The following is a 14,746-nucleotide window of genomic DNA, read 5'->3' as shown; positions in this document are numbered from 1 at the left end:
AAGGGCTAGGTCGCTTATAGAGTCTGCGTTTTAACTTATTTCGTCGCCCCCCCAGATTTTATTGACAATATACATTTACCCTGTATTAGGTAATTAGAGTGACAAAGTAAGCGTAGTCGATCGCTTTTAGCGGCTCCTAGGTCGCATCGCGTAGCGTGACCAAAGGTCAATCCCGGGTGCTAGTGCATAAACAGCTCACAGAACATAGGGTATATAATATGAACCTTCGAGTATTGATTGCAGCGGAACATGCATCTGCAAAGTTTGGTGGTGAAGCAGCTCTTCCATTACATTACTATCGAATTTTGCGCCAACGAGGGATTCCTACCTGGTTAGTCGTACACGAACGCACTCGTGCAGAATTAGAGGCATTATTTCCCCAAGATCAACATATTGCTTATGTTCCTGACACCATTTGGCATCGTATGTTGTGGCAGTTAGGTCATCTGCTGCCTACCCGTTTATCCTACTTTACGCTAGGGCTGGTTATGCGTCTTTTGACCCAGCTGACCCAGCGACAAATCATTCGCCGTATTGTTAAGCAGGAGCAGATCAATATAATTCATCAACCGATTCCAGTATCCCCCAAAGAACCATCTATGCTGTTTGGAATGGGTGTACCGATAATTATTGGTCCTATGAATGGTGGTATGGACTATCCTCCAGGTTTTCAGAAACTCCCAAATAAAACTGTCAACTTTACCATATTTTTGGGACGGAAGTTTTCGAATATTATGAACCAATTGATACCTGGAAAGAAACAGGCAGCATTACTCATAGTGGCAAATGAGCGAACCCGAAAAGCACTACCTCAAGTCGCCTGTAAACAAGTAATTGAAATAGTAGAAAACGGTGTAGATTTATCTATCTTTAAACCTCGGAAATCTGCGTCCACAAGCCTACCGATAAAAACATTTTATGTTTTTATCGGTAGGCTTGTGGACTGGAAAGGCGTTGATTTATTGCTGCTTTCATTTAAAAAAGCATCCCTAAACTTTCCGATTAGCTTAACTATTATTGGTGATGGTACAGAGCGGTATCAATTAGAGAAACAAGCACAAGAACTCAATATTTTATCCACAACTATCCACAATACTGGTAAAGTATTTTTTGCTGGTTGGCTTTCTCAGGAAAAGTGTTCAGAGCAATTACAGCAGTCTGATGTATTTGTTTTACCGAGTCTTTTAGAGTGTGGTGGTGCAGTGGTGCTTGAGGCAATGGCAAAGGGACTTCCAGTGATTGCCAGTAATTGGGGAGGCCCAGCAGATTATCTCGATACTTCTTGTGGAATTCTTGTAGAACCCTCCTCTCGAGAGGAGTTTATTGATAGTCTTGCCAATGCAATGCTGACCCTGGCCCACTCACCCCAAAAACGCCTTGATATGGGAAGAATGGGCCAAAAGAAAGTTATGCAACATTTTGATTGGGAAGTTAAGGTAGATCAGATGATCAAGATCTATCACAAGGTGATTGCTGAACACCTAGTCAGCTCCAAGATACAGTCCTGACTGCCTGAGACAAGTAGTTCAAACCCAATCTGTCCTTGAATAAGAATAGTATTTGCGCCGGTCTTATAAATACAGTTCAAACTGGTGAAGTGCTTGAGATTCGTAGGTGATCAAAGCTTGAGATTTACCTTTAACATAATTTGCGATCGCATCAGCTGCTTTAATTGCCGATTGCAACGCCTTGTGAATACCAGCCGACGATAGGGGATCTAGGGTACAAGCTGCATCACCAACAGCTAGCCAGCCATCATCGGTGATCTGATCTAAATACTGAGAATAGGCTGGCTGAATCAAAAGCTTGGATTGAGAAGAGGCGTTGGCACTTAACTCCTGCACGTACTGAGTTTTTTGGAGATATGCTGTCCAATTGGGCAATTGCAGGAGTCCGTATTGCTGCAGCAGTTTGCGATCGCTCATTAAGCTGACATTTATTTCAAGCTGACTGCTGACTGCTGACTGCTGACCTATTTCCTAGAGGAACAATGGGAAAAAATTCTTAATAACTCATTACTATTAAAACCGCTATAACTATAATAACTATATTTATAATAAAGCCTTATACATTAATTAAGTTGATTAAGTATTACTTATATAAAATTTGATAACAAGTTAAAAAAAAATTGGCATTTTATGATATAAGCGGTGGAAATAATTGAATAATGTCAAGTTTTAGGTAAATCAGCTATGCTATGAATAAGCTGTGTTCTGCTAGTTAAGGTAGTTAACTAAGAAGATCAGGAAACCTAGAGAACACGGACTTAGAGAACGACTGGAACTATGAACGGTTGATGTGACCTCATTTCTAGGATTAGGAGAGTCAAGGGAACCAAACCGTAAGGCTGCATTGTCTAACATTTGAGGGAATTATAACCCTTATGGGTTGGGATCAATGTGCGCGATTAATACAGAATCCGGTAGATTCCAGACTACAGCCTCAGAAGGAAAGCCTAACCGTCCCACCAGCCCTAATCCTGCCCAAATAATTTATCGCAACATACTACATTTTTTTTAAAAAAACTACAACTTGAATTGCAAAATCTGGTTTCTTAAATTCAGCTTAAAATCAGTTTAAAAAGAAAACTAAATGTTGAAACCCGAGCACAATGAGGTATTATAAATAACAGGCAATTGTGGGTAGCATTTTTGGTATGACTATTTCCTTGTTAGAGACGGTAAATCCTCTAATCAATATGGTGGATGACGCCCAGTTGAGGCAGTAATTGACTCAAGCTTTCTGTGAAGCAACGGAGGCAGTAAGCAAGATTGATAATTTCTTTGCACTGGTTCCTACCCATCGTTGGTCTAAGTCATTTCTGGCTCATTTCTTTAACTCCTGGAAGGCGACTCACCTTAAGATGTTAGCGATCTATGGTCTATCTTGTCGCTTACAACGGCTGGCTTTCGCAAATTCCTCTTCAGTACGGGAACAGTTATTCATGGCGGGAGCCTTCAACGCTGAGACCAGTTATGAAGACCTCGGTTTAGACTATGGCGGTCAAACCCATGCTGAGCTTTATCACCGTTTGGCTGGGGGGTTTTTGGATGACGCTTCCTGGCAATTAGACCAGTATTGCTTACCGAAAGCCAGAGAGTTTAAACAATGGATTTATCAGAACATGGTGGTCAATGATATTCCCAAGGGATTGTTCACCAATATGTTTTCTGAGATCTATAACCACGGTGAGTATAGCATTGCCCTAAAGGCTTTTAGTGATCTCATTGATCGTCATTACTCCTTTTCTGCTGCAGAAAAAGAGCAAGCTTTGACCTATATCCACGCTCATGTGGCTGATGAGACGGAAGTGGATCACTTTTTGGTTGTGGTCAAAGCCTTGAATGCCTATTGTCAAGCCACAAACACATCTATTGATTACCAACAGGCTCAGAACTTATTTGTAGAATATTTGACTCGTTTAGGTAGTGTGATGGTAGACTTCACTAACATGATGACTCAATAAATTCATGCCAACGAATCCCTTATCTGCGCGTCTTAACCCAGAGCATCAGTACTGTTTTGAAACAGCTCAACAGGCGATTACGGCAATCCCAGCCTATCGACGAAGATTAGCTGACATTGCTAAGGTTCACTTGGACTTGGGAGAAGTGATTACCGATCAAGACTATCCCACAGAGGTGATGGTACTCCGGCCTCGGGACACCAAAGCTCCCCCCTTACTCTTAATTGGAGGGATGGGTCCAATACCGGGAGTATCGGGATTTGAGCAAGCCTGTGAAATATTTGATGATACGAGAGAAATTGTGTTATTACAGGCCTGTGCGCTGCCAAGTCGAACAGCAGTCATGACCTTAAAAAGGCAAGCTGGCAGCAAAACCTTGGTCAAAACCTTGGCCGAAGAGGAGTTAGTGGCGATGCTAGAGATGGCAATTCAAGTGGGAGTTGCACAATGTTATACACGCAATACTCCAATCCAAGTGATTGTCCTGTGTAATGCTGCCCATTACTTCCTTCCTTTTGCGTGGCAGAGGCTGCTGAACAATCATCCCCAGATTGCCATTAAACTCCAGTGGATTTCGTTAATTGAATCTGTGGTGAAGCATCTCACAGATGGGAATTGGCACCGACCGTTACTCCTATGCACCAGTGCCACGCGATGGGGACAGGTTTACGCCGATCCCCTTCAGGCCAATGGCATTGAGCTGATCGAACCAAGTGATGCTTTGCAGTTAACCCTGATGGACTGCATTTATCAGGGGGTAAAAGCCTCTAATCCTGATTTGACCTGTGAATTAGGGGAACGCTTCTTTGTTGACCTGCTCAAAACCCAACCCGACCCGGACTGTATCATCCCAGGCTGTAGCGAAATTCCCTGTTTGCTGGAGTCGCTGCAAGGAACAAGTAAAGGGGCAGTGCAGCAGTTTTTGTCGGCGCTCGAGGTGATTAATCCGGTTCAACTTGCTTTGAACCGTGCTGCTGAAACCCTTCAGCCGATGGCAGCAATTAAACTGAGCCTGTAACGAGACCGGTTTGATTTCTAACAGATCAGTCCAACCCACATTAGCTCAAACACTTAAGCTCAAACACCTAAGCTCAAACACCTAAGCTAAAACGATGAATCCCTCTGTACAATCCCTGATTGAAAACGACAACGATAGTGCCAAGCAGATCTTTGAGCCTTTCCCCTTAGAAAATGTTGAAGGGTCAATTGTAGAGCAGTTTGAACAACAGGTTTTACGTCATGGGAATCGTCTTGCCATCGGTGTTCCTGGACAAGAGCTAACCTACAACGCCTTAAATCAATGGGCGAACCGGATTGCAAGAGCCGTTTTAAACAAGCTTGGGGCTGGGTCTGAACCAGTTGCTCTGTTATTTGAGACCGGACCGAGCATGATCGCGGCGATGTTGGGGGTACTCAAAGCCGGGAAATTTTATGTTCCTTTAGATATATCGTTGCCAGAGTCTCGCCTGAGCCTGATTCTTAAGGACTCAAAGGCTAGATTAATTTTAAGCGTACGCTACCATCTCGATGCTTCCGGGTTTGAGCAGAGGATTTTGAGCCAAGATGTTTTGAGCCAAGATGTTTTAAGGATTGACAGCCTCGAACCAGGAATTTCAGAGGAAAACTTAGACATTCAGTATCATCCTGACGATAAAGCCTATATTCTTTACACCTCCGGTTCTACAGGACGCCCGAAAGGTGTGCTCCAAAACCATCGCTATGTGCTGAATCTATGCCGCAACTATACCAACAGCGGTTTTATCAGCTTTAGCGATCGCTTTTCACTGTTGTACTCAGCCGCCTTTGGTGGTGCAGTGCGAGATATTTACTGTGCCCTGTTGAATGGAGCAGCCCTATTCCCCTTGGATGTAAAGCAAATTGGGTTACATCAGTTAGGTCGATGGTTGCGAGATAACGATATCACCGTTATGTTTGCCGTGGCGACATTGTTTCGTCACTTTGTTTCAACATTAGATGGGCTTGAAAATTTTCCGAAGTTACGATTAATCCAAATTGGGAGCGAAACGGTTTACCGACAAGATGCCGAACTTTTCGTTGAAAACTTTTCCGACCAATGCACCTTAATGGTGAATCTCGGAGGTACAGAGATTAGTCCAGTGCGACAATTTCCCATTACCAAAAAAACCGTGCTCACGGGGGCCACGGTGCCTGCGGGCTATGGCGTTGAGGGCACGGATGTTTTGCTATGGGATGAATCGGGGCAAGAGGTTCCCCCGGGAGAGGTTGGTGAAATTGTGGTTCGTTCTCGCCAAGTGGCCTTGGGATATTGGCAACAGCCTGAGCGCACCGAGCAAGTGTTTATCACCGATGGGGAGCACCGATATTTCAAAACAGGAGATTTGGGTCGGTTATTACCGGATGGTTGTTTGCTGCACCTGGGTCGTAAAGATTTTCAGGTCAAGATCCGAGGTTATCGGGTTGAAACCACTGAAGTCGAAGCCAGTTTGTTGAACTTAGACGCTGTTAAAGAGGCGGTTGTAGTAGCCCAGACAGAAGCAGGGGGAGCAGTGGGCGATCAACAGCTAGTGGCTTATCTGACTCCGGTAAATTCCCAAAACAAACCGACAGCCAACGAATTAAAAGCTGCGTTGGGAGACAAATTACCCAGTTACATGGTTCCAGCTTGTTTTATTTGGCTAGAGTCATTACCGTTAACTGTAACTGGTAAAATTGACCGACGAGCTTTACCAAAACCGGAATCAATTCTATCAACATCACAATTAGAATTAAACGTTATTGCCCCGCGTACGGCGACAGAAGAAACCTTAGTCAAAATTTGGTCGGAAGTCCTAAAAATTGAGCCGATTGGCATTGAGAATAATTTCTTTGAATTAGGAGGACACTCCCTTCAGGCCAGCCAAGTTGTGGCTCGTATTTCTAATAGACTAGGCATTGAAATCCCATTGAAGCAGATTTTTGAAGCACCAACAATTAGCCTGCTTTCAAATTACCTAGAATCCGTAAATACTAGCACTTGTAGCACTGGTGACTATCCATTAGTCCCCACCCCCAGGGAAACAGAGGCAGACATTCCTCTATCCTTAACGCAACAGGGTCTCTGGTTTCTGGCTCAACTGGAAGACAATCGTGCTGCCTATAACATGGTCAGAGCGTTTGTGATTACCGGGTCATTAGACAGAACGAGCTTAGAAAATGCGATCGCAACCCTCATAGACCGCCATGAAATCCTACGAACCACCTTTTCTGCTCGCGAGGGAATGCCTTTCGGTGTGATTGCCCCACACATTCGGTTACCCTTGTCTATTGTAGACGTGCCCACTGAGAAGTTCGATGGGATTGAGGAAGTGATTCTCCTTGAACAAAATCGCCCCTTCGATTTAACTGTTGGCCCTCTGGTGCGATTTACGCTAATTTGCAATTCACAGGAAAAGCAAATTTTACTACTGACCATGCACCACATCATTAGTGATGACTGGTCAATACAAGTTTTGCTCAGAGAACTCTCATCCCTTTACAAAGCTGGTTTAACCCAGACACCGCCATCCTTACCAGCTCTGCCCATTCAGTATGTTGATTATGCGGCTTGGCAACGGCACCGATTTACGGGAGAGTTTAGAGATAGCCAAATAAAATACTGGCAAGAGCAATTAGCAGATGCTACCCCAGTGCTTAACCTCCCCCTGGATCGTCCCCGCAAAACTCAACCCTTCAAATCTGGCCGGGTGCCATTTCTCCTCCATGGGGATTTAACTCAAAAACTCAATGTCTTAAGCCAGGGTAAGGGCACAACCTTATTCATTACCCTTTTTGCGGCCTTTTCCGCTTTTCTGTCTCGCTATTGCCATCAAGACGATATTGTGGTGGGGACTGCCATCGCCAACCGAAAGCCAGCCATAACAGAGGCGTTGATTGGCTTTTTCGCTAATATCTTAGTCTTGCGCACTCGACCGAACCAACAGCATACCTTCGATGAGTTGCTGTCCCAGGTTCGTCAAGTGGCTTTAGACGCTTATGCCCATGCTGATGTCCCCTTTGACCTGCTGGTAGAGCAACTGAAGCCGGAACGATTGCCAGGGGTTAGTCCCCTATTTCAGGTGATGTTTACCTTGCAAAATGTCCCGAAAGAAACCCTAGAGTTGTCGGGGCTGAGTGTCAATCCTAAGCCCTTAGACAAACCTACTGCTGGGGCTACCTTTGATTTAACTGTATCCCTGACCCAAATCGATACAGAACTGATTGGCGCTTTTGAATACAATGCCAACCTGTTTGACCGGGCAACAATTGAGCGGATGGCCAGAAATTTCCAAATTTTTGTAGAGGGGATAACTCTATTTCCAGAAAAAACCATTGCTCAATTACCCATTTTGAGTGCTGCTGAACAACAGCAATTATTAGTGGAGTGGAATCAGACCCAAACCGATTATCCTCGTAATGCCTGCGTTCACCAGTTATTTGAAGCTCAAGTCCAAAAGACACCAGATGCAGTAGCATTACGTTTTGCCGAACAAGCTCTGACCTATCACCAGTTGAATCAAAAGGCTAACCAACTTGCCCATTACTTGCTTTGCTTGGGTGTTGGCCGAGATGTTCCGGTGGGAATTTGTCTGGAGCGCTCCTTGGAGATGGTGATCGCGCTGCTAGCAATTCTCAAAGCCGGGGGAGCTTATGTTCCCCTAGACCCTGGCTATCCCCAGAAACGGCTGGCCTACATGATGAAAACTGCTCAAGTTTCCATTCTACTCACCCAAGAGTGTTTAATATCCCAGGTGCAGCTAATGGCAGAGCATACCCTTTGTCTAGATAAGGATTGGCCAACCATTGCCCAACATCTACCCACCAACCTCAATGGCCAGACTACACCAGATCACCTGGCTTATATTATCTATACTTCTGGCTCAACTGGGCAACCGAAAGGGGTTGCCATGCCCCACCAAGCTTTAGCTGTCCGGCAAAATTCATCCCACACCTAATGCTACGCATTAGGTGTGGGATGAATTTTGCACAGGGTATTATAAAATTGCTATAATATATCTACTGATAAACAAAGCCGTTCGCGAAGCGTGGCCAAAGGCCTTAAATGCTGGTTTGTCAGCCACCTACGTTCCTAAAAAATAGAACTTATTGTATTGTTCCGGTGCGGAGGGGCATCCCGTGTCGTCAATAAAGCTTGCCGAGTATCCGTTCGCGCAGCGTCGGCGAAAGCCGATACCGTTGGGTGGAGTTGGCAAGAAGCCCACACTGTAATCTCTGATTCAGTGTGGGAGTATGTCACTCCTTAGTGCTTTGACTTTGGTCTTGGTGATTAGTGCTTTTCCCAAATTGACTAACAGATTGACAAACATCAGGTCTCCTGGCAGCTACCGAGCATCAAGTAGAAAGCACCAAGCACGAATTACCAAGCACCAATGACTAATGACTAATGAGACTTAAGCCGATTTGCTCTGGATTTCCTGTTCTGGCAAGGTCAGAATCTCTACGCCGTCAGCAGTGACCACTACAGTGTGTTCAAATTGGGCAGAAAGTTTGCGATCGCTTGTGAGAGCTGTCCACTTATCAGCTAGAATTTCCACTTCGTAGGTACCTTCGTTAATCATTGGCTCGATAGTGAAAACCATACCAGCCCGGAGGCGTTTTCCTTTCCCTCTAGTGCCATAGTGAGGAATTTGGGGAGCTGTATGGAAAATCTTGCTAATCCCGTGTCCAACAAAGTCTCGCACTACGGAAAAGCCGTTGGACTCGGCATACTCTTGGATAGCAGCACCAATATCGCCAACTCTTGCTCCTGGCTTGACCTCAGCAATACCACGCATCATACACTCTTCAGTAACTTCCACCAGCTTTTTTGCTAGGGGTGAGGGGGTACCAACAAAAAAGGTTCTAGAGGTATCCCCGTGATATCCATCCAGCTTTGGTGTTACGTCAATATTAATGATGTCCCCATCTTTAAGGATTTGCTTACCGTTAGGGATACCGTGACAGACAACTTCATTGATACTAGTACAGATAGATTTAGGAAAGCCCTGATAACCTAAGGGAGCACTGATTGCCCCATGCTCTTTTGTCCAGCGTTCCGCTTCATCATTAATCTCTAGGGTGCTTACCCCTGGCTTAACCATGGGTTCTAAATGGTCTAACAGTGCAGTGGCTAAGCGTCCAGCAAGACGCATTTTAGCTATTTCTCTACTGGATAAGATGACAATTCGTTCAGCTGCCATGAGTTTTTATTCCGTCAATTACCCCAAAAATTGGGAAAAATTATACTATTTGTTGTTTTTTTAATTGTACAATAATATGATCGCTCATTAACGCCGGTCGGCTTGAGAGCAGGGTCGATCCTTGCACAGGTGGGATCCTCGGACTATTTCGATGGGCGCCGGGCCGGCTGGATCGACATGTCAATCGCCAAACGATCGCCCGGCTCCACGCTCAAGCCCTTCATCTACGGATTGGCCTTTCAGGAAGGCGTGGTGCTGCCCGAAACGCTCATTTCCGACCGTCCGGCGGATTTTGGCGGTTATCGGCCAAGAAATTTCGATATGACGTTCCAGGGCGATGTGAGTGTGGCCCGAGCGCTGCAGATGTCGCTGAATGTGCCGGCAATCCGTCTTCTCAATGCCGTCGGTCCGGCCCGCCTGACCGATCTTTTCCGGCGCAGCCGGATCGATTACGCATTGCCGCCCGGTGGTAGCACAGGCCTGTCTGTAGGGCTGGGCGGCATCGGCATCACGCTCAAAGATCTGGTTCAGCTTTACACGGCTCTGGCCTCTCGTAACGGGCGCGTTGCGCTGCTGACCAATGGGATCGACGCCAGTGAAGCCGTAAACCGCGGAAAGACGCTTTTGGAAAGTGCTGCCCGCTGGCATGTCACTGACACATTGCGCGGCGTGGCTGAACCGGCCGGGTCTCCAGCGCTCGACATCGCCTACAAAACCGGTACCAGCTACGGATATCGGGATGCATGGTCCGTTGGCTATGATGGCCGTTATGTCATTGGTGTTTGGATAGGCCGTGCAGACAATACGGCAGTGCCTGGCATGACCGGGCAATCTGCCGCTGCGCCGTTGCTATTCGAGGCCTTCTCACGGATCGGACGGGACCGGGTTGCTTTTGCGCCTGCACCACCAGGGGCAGTTCGTCTGGCTCATAGCGAATTGCCCGTTGCGATGCGGCGCTACAGAACCGAAGAGGAAGCGCTGCAGATGTCCGGCACCGTCCGGGATGCAGCACCGCATATTGCCTACCCTCCGGCTGGCGCCCGAATAGAGCTGAGCCGTGGCGCAGACCGGGTTCTGTCTCCACTTGTGGTCAAATTGCAGGGCGGCAGACCGCCCTTTCGGTGGTTGGCCAATGGCAAGCCTCTAAAGAAACGGCTGCGTCGCCGTCAGATGCACTGGGTGCCGGATGGTCCGGGAACGGCTAGTCTTATGGTGATTGATGCAGCAGGCCGCGCTGCGAGCGTCGACGTTTTTGTCGAGTAGCTTTTGATCTACTTCCGCATAACCGACTTGTAGACTTCGGTGTCGGCATGACCGTCAGGCGCCATGCCGTTGCGCTTCTGGTAAGTGCGAATGACTGCGCGCATTTCGAGACCGACGCGGCCATCCGTTCGCGGCACCTTGTATCCCTGCTTTTTCATTCCCTCCTGAAGGGCAATTCTCTGCTTCTTGTTGAGAGGTGTCTCCAGATTCCATTCACCGCGTAACGGCGTGCTGCGACCGGCGATGCGATCAGACAGATGGGCGATGGCCAGCGCATAGGCGTCGGAGAAATTATAGGTTTTGATGACCGGGAAATTGTCAGTGACCAAAAAAGCCAGCCCTTGAATGCCGCTCGGGAAGAAAAGGGTCGCGCTGCCGCTGTTGGGCAGTTCACCACCATCGGTCCGTTTCACGCCGCGTTTTTCCCAATTGCGATAGCTATCGTCAGCCTTCATGAGGTCGATCGATTTCGGTAATGTGACCTGATAACCCCAATGCGCGCCGGTGACCCAACCCTTGCGCTTCAAGTAGTTGGCCGCCGATGCCAGCGCGTCGGATGGCGTTCCCCAGAGATCTCGTTTTCCATCACCGTTGTGATCGACCGCGTATTGCAGGAAGCTTGATGGCATGAATTGCGTATGGCCAACAGCGCCCGCCCAGGAACCGCGCATATTCTTCTTGCTCAACCGCTCCTGCTGCATGACCAGCATGGCGTTGATGAATTCCTTCTGAAAGAAATCGTCGCGGTAGCCCATATAGCCGAGGGTGGCCAATGAGCGGAGAATATCGCTCTTGCCGATATAGCCGCCATAATTGGTTTCCATGCCCCAGATGGCGAGGATGACATAGCGGTCGACGCCGTATTTCTTTTCAATGGCATTCAACGTGCGCGCGTATTTCTTGGCCATGGCACGGCCATTCTTGATGCGTGCATCATTCACGGCCTTGCCGACATATTGGCCAATGGTCCGCTTGAATTCGGGCTGAGCGCGCGTCAACTTCTCCAGCTTGGTATTGGGTGTAAGACCCTTCGTTGCCGCTTCAAATGTTTCCCATTCCACGCCAGCAGCAGCGGCGTCGGGATAGAGCGAATCCAGATAGTTCTGGAATGTCGGCTTGGACGCGGCATCTTCAACCATCGGCCCGGTGAGCCCAAGGCCGAAAAGGATCAGGAATACGGGCAGGAATCGAAATATGACGTGCATATCGGGAATCATATCAAGAAGCGGGAAACAGACAAGCCGGTAAAATCGGTTACAATCCTTCGGTGATGTTGAGGGTATTAAATTTCAATCTATGCGCGATTTCTGTCTTTTCCGCCGAGCATCAAATGTTTATGTTTCGGTTGGAGCGGGTTTAGTCTGGTTTAGCGGACTATAGGCACGTGCCAATTCTTGGTGCGTGACGATATTTTTGACTGTTCTACAGTCGATTGGGGTATTTTTGTGAAAATCAACGCTATTATCGATTTTCTCGGAACGATTGATGAATACAGCTCCCAGGCCGCACTCATAGATGCGCTTGAGGAAGTTCTCGATATTTACGGGTTCGAATATTACGGTGTCATTCGCCAGCCAAAGGCCTCCGAGGATCCACTCAGTCTCATCCTGGCAGGCCACTGGCCCGACGGCTGGCCAGCGCGCTACATGCGCAAACGCTATGTACTGATTGATCCGAATATTCGCTTTCTTGGTCTGTCGCAAAAGGGCTTCAAGTGGTCCGATACGATTCCGGCTTTCAGGCGCGACCCGCATCGCCGGCGCATGCAACGCATGGTCATTGATGCTCATCAACATGGTCTGGAAGACGGTTATGTTTTTCCGGTGCACGGTCGGCGTGGCCTGTTGGGCATTCTCATCGCCGGTGGCAAGCCGGTGGAATTGTCGCCAGCGGAAATGATCCAGTTCGACGCGCTTGCAAAGACGATCCTCTGGCGCCTACTCGACCTTACTGACCCGCTGATCCGAAATGAATTGTCCTCCGCAGTCGATGTGCAGCTGACGCGCCGCGAGATGGAATCGCTGACCTTTCTGGCCGATGGTCTGACGTCCAATGAAATTGCGGACATTCTGGAGATATCGGCGCATACGGTGGATTGGTACATGAATGCCATACAGGTCAAACTGAAAGCCAAAAACCGGCATCATGCTGTTGCAATCGCGTTCCGGCTTGGGTTGATTTCCTGATCTGCGCCGGGATTCGGCGCAAACTCTGCCACCAGCATTTGCTTTGGCGATGAAACTCTCTAAAGAAAGGGCAATTCCTGCCCACTGGCCGTCCATTTTGCCGACGGCCCATCCTGACGGAGTCGTCTGCCTTGCCGATTACTAAGATTCTCGTTGCCAATCGATCTGAAATTGCCATCCGGGTTTTCCGGGCTGCCAATGAGCTTGGTTTGAAAACGGTCGCTGTATGGGCTGAGGAGGACAAGCTCGCACTGCACCGGTTCAAAGCCGACGAATCCTACCAGGTTGGACGGGGCCCACATCTGCCCAAGGACCTGGGGCCGATTGAAAGTTATCTGTCGATCGATGAAATGATCCGGGTTGCCAAACTGTCAGGTGCTGATGCCATTCATCCCGGTTATGGCCTGCTGTCTGAAAGCCCCGAATTCGCCGAGGCCTGCGCCAAGAACGGTATTGTTTTCATCGGCCCGACGCCGGAGACCATGCGCCGGTTGGGCAACAAGGTCGCTGCCCGCAATCTGGCCGTTGAAGTCGGGGTGCCTGTGGTTCCCGCGACGCCGCCTCTTCCTGAGGACATGGAAGAAGTCGCGCGTATGGCGCGCGAGGTTGGATTTCCGGTGATGCTAAAGGCGTCCTGGGGTGGGGGCGGACGCGGGATGCGCGTCATTCGCTCCGAAGAGGAGCTTGACCGCGAGGTGACCGAAGCCAAGCGCGAAGCGATGGCGGCGTTCGGCAAGGACGAAGTTTATCTTGAAAAGCTGGTCGAGCGGGCTCGCCACGTTGAAGTGCAGATGCTGGGCGATACGCACGGCAATGTGGTTCACCTTTTCGAGCGCGACTGTTCAATCCAGCGGCGCAATCAGAAGGTCGTCGAGCGCGCGCCAGCACCCTATCTCAGCGACAACCAGCGGCAGGAACTCTCCGGCTACGCTTTGAAAATCGGCCAGGCGACCGACTACCTTGGTGCGGGTACGGTGGAATTCCTGATGGATTCCGATACCGGCGCCTTCTATTTCATCGAGGTCAATCCGCGCATCCAGGTCGAGCACACCGTCACCGAGGAGGTAACGGGGATCGACATCGTCAAGGCACAGATCCACGTGCTCGACGGCTTCGCCATCGGCACCCCTGAGTCTGGCGTGCCGAAACAGGATGACATCCGCCTGAATGGCCACGCCCTCCAATGTCGCATCACGACGGAAGATCCGGAACAGAACTTCATTCCCGATTATGGCCGCATCACCGCCTATCGCGGCGCCACCGGTTTCGGCATTCGGCTTGACGGCGGAACGGCCTATTCGGGGGCGGTGATCACCCGGTACTACGATCCGCTGCTTGAAAAGGTCACGGCGTGGGCGCCAACCCCGGAGGAGGCCATCAACCGCATGGACCGGGCGCTGCGTGAGTTCCGCATCCGTGGCGTGGCAACCAACCTGACCTTCCTGGAAGCGATCATCGGCCACGACCGTTTCCGCGACAATTCCTACACCACCAAGTTTATCGACAACACGCCGGAACTGTTCGAACAGGTGCGGCGCCAGGACCGCGCGACGCGACTGTTGACCTACATCGCCGATGTGACGGTCAACGGACATCCGGAGACCCGCGGACGGCAGAAGCCCGCCGACGATGCC

9 protein-coding genes and 1 pseudogene are annotated in these 14,746 nt (G+C 49.0%); 7 read left to right on the top strand and 3 right to left on the bottom strand.

Features of this window, described 5'->3' with window-relative positions; genetic code table 11:
- Window positions 1–218 precede the first annotated feature (218 nt).
- Window positions 219–1,508: a glycosyltransferase family 4 protein gene (locus BJP37_RS13050; RefSeq protein WP_075899347.1), complete on the top strand. Its 1,290-nt coding sequence runs from the start codon at window positions 219–221 to the stop codon at window positions 1,506–1,508.
- Window positions 1,509–1,571: 63 nt separating this feature from the next.
- Here the strand turns inward: BJP37_RS13050 and BJP37_RS13045 are convergent, their stop codons facing one another.
- Window positions 1,572–1,925, bottom strand: coding sequence for an NAD(P)/FAD-dependent oxidoreductase (locus BJP37_RS13045; protein WP_075899345.1), 354 nt, complete (start codon window positions 1,923–1,925; stop codon window positions 1,572–1,574).
- Window positions 1,926–2,728: 803 nt separating this feature from the next.
- Here BJP37_RS13045 and BJP37_RS13040 point away from each other — a divergent pair.
- The 3 genes from BJP37_RS13040 to BJP37_RS13030 all read left to right on the top strand — a co-directional run bounded on the left by BJP37_RS13040 (window position 2,729) and on the right by BJP37_RS13030 (window position 8,418).
- Window positions 2,729–3,466 (top strand): hypothetical protein, encoded by a 738-nt coding sequence (locus BJP37_RS13040; RefSeq protein WP_075899343.1) that lies wholly within the window; start codon window positions 2,729–2,731, stop codon window positions 3,464–3,466.
- A 4-nt stretch (window positions 3,467–3,470) separates the two neighbouring features.
- Complete coding sequence (locus BJP37_RS13035; RefSeq protein ID WP_075899341.1) at window positions 3,471–4,484, top strand: aspartate/glutamate racemase family protein; 1,014 nt, start codon at window positions 3,471–3,473, stop codon at window positions 4,482–4,484.
- 94 nt (window positions 4,485–4,578) lie between these two features.
- The gene (locus BJP37_RS13030) at window positions 4,579–8,418 is read left to right on the top strand and encodes an AMP-binding protein (RefSeq protein ID WP_075899339.1); all 3,840 of its coding nucleotides are present in this window, start codon (window positions 4,579–4,581) and stop codon (window positions 8,416–8,418) included.
- A gap of 456 nt (window positions 8,419–8,874) precedes the next feature.
- Here BJP37_RS13030 and map read toward each other — a convergent pair whose 3' ends face one another.
- Complete coding sequence (map, locus tag BJP37_RS13025; RefSeq protein WP_070391333.1) at window positions 8,875–9,663, bottom strand: type I methionyl aminopeptidase; 789 nt, start codon at window positions 9,661–9,663, stop codon at window positions 8,875–8,877.
- Window positions 9,664–9,768: 105 nt separating this feature from the next.
- On the opposite strand from map, the pseudogene BJP37_RS13020 reads away from it, so the two are divergent.
- Window positions 9,769–10,926 (top strand): annotated as a pseudogene (locus BJP37_RS13020) (penicillin-binding transpeptidase domain-containing protein); the annotation flags it as partial.
- An 8-nt stretch (window positions 10,927–10,934) separates the two neighbouring features.
- On the opposite strand, the gene BJP37_RS13015 reads toward BJP37_RS13020, so the two are convergent.
- The gene (locus BJP37_RS13015) at window positions 10,935–12,143 is read right to left on the bottom strand and encodes a lytic murein transglycosylase (protein ID WP_075899335.1); all 1,209 of its coding nucleotides are present in this window, start codon (window positions 12,141–12,143) and stop codon (window positions 10,935–10,937) included.
- Window positions 12,144–12,371: 228 nt separating this feature from the next.
- On the opposite strand from BJP37_RS13015, the gene BJP37_RS13010 reads away from it, so the two are divergent.
- Window positions 12,372–13,112: a LuxR family transcriptional regulator gene (locus BJP37_RS13010; protein ID WP_075906044.1), complete on the top strand. Its 741-nt coding sequence runs from the start codon at window positions 12,372–12,374 to the stop codon at window positions 13,110–13,112.
- A gap of 131 nt (window positions 13,113–13,243) precedes the next feature.
- Window positions 13,244–14,746 (top strand): ATP-binding protein (locus BJP37_RS13005; protein WP_143727978.1); only part of this gene is annotated, 1,503 nt, incomplete at its 3' end.

The organism is Moorena bouillonii PNG, from assembly GCF_001942495.1.
In the GTDB taxonomy this organism is placed as follows: domain Bacteria; phylum Cyanobacteriota; class Cyanobacteriia; order Cyanobacteriales; family Coleofasciculaceae; genus Moorena; species Moorena bouillonii.
This window is presented reverse-complemented; position numbering and strand designations above follow the sequence as displayed.

Bases quoted from the DNA above. Each gene is read 5' to 3' on its own strand.
- BJP37_RS13050 (WP_075899347.1), top strand. From the start codon at position 219: ATGAACCTTCGAGTATTGATTGCAGCGGAACATGCATCTGCAAAGTTT.
- BJP37_RS13045 (WP_075899345.1), bottom strand. From the start codon at position 1,925: ATGAGCGATCGCAAACTGCTGCAGCAATACGGACTCCTGCAATTGCCC.
- BJP37_RS13035 (WP_075899341.1), top strand. From the start codon at position 3,471: ATGCCAACGAATCCCTTATCTGCGCGTCTTAACCCAGAGCATCAGTAC.
- BJP37_RS13030 (WP_075899339.1), top strand. From the start codon at position 4,579: ATGAATCCCTCTGTACAATCCCTGATTGAAAACGACAACGATAGTGCC.
- map (WP_070391333.1), bottom strand. From the start codon at position 9,663: ATGGCAGCTGAACGAATTGTCATCTTATCCAGTAGAGAAATAGCTAAA.
- BJP37_RS13015 (WP_075899335.1), bottom strand. From the start codon at position 12,143: ATGATTCCCGATATGCACGTCATATTTCGATTCCTGCCCGTATTCCTG.